1 protein-coding gene is annotated in these 496 nt (G+C 54.0%); it reads right to left on the minus strand.

Annotated features, from left to right (window positions below; all coding sequences use genetic code 11):
- Nucleotides 1–496: PAAR domain-containing protein (locus tag DU29_RS01000000130795; protein ID WP_177326997.1), on the minus strand; the 496-nt coding region annotated here is incomplete at both ends.

Below are 496 nucleotides of genomic sequence, written 5' to 3' on the forward strand. Positions count from 1 at the left end.
GTAGCTCAATAGCCCCTTCATTTTCAAGACTGATGGATGGTGGATGTTGGTATTCATCTCGCTGGCAATATATCCAGCCAGTTCTTCCATCATGTCAGGGTCTTTGCAGACGGCAGGTCCCGATTGCTCCTCAGCTTTCTCTTCAGTCTCTTTACCGGCTGCCTTAGGATCAACCAACGCGTTCGCCGCTAAGGCTTTTTCCTTGAGATTCGGGTCGGCCAACAAGGTCGCCATCTTCTCGTCGTCCACAGAGCCATCAGGCCGGAATGCTTCCAGCGCCATGAAGTTGATGATCGTTGCGCCACCAGCGTCCCCCATGACAAAACCACCCCCGACATCTCCTGAGCCAGTGATGATTGTCCCGCCGTGACTGGTTGGGCTCCCTAAATGGGCCATGGGACGGCCATTTACCTGAATGGAAGGAAAGCCTGTAGTGATGACTGCACCACACCCACAGGTATCGCCAACCCGGGCTGAGCCCATAAAGTTGATGTTG

Origin of the sequence: Pseudomonas sp. Ant30-3, from assembly GCF_000690905.1 — a bacterium.
GTDB lineage: Bacteria > Pseudomonadota > Gammaproteobacteria > Pseudomonadales > Pseudomonadaceae > Aquipseudomonas.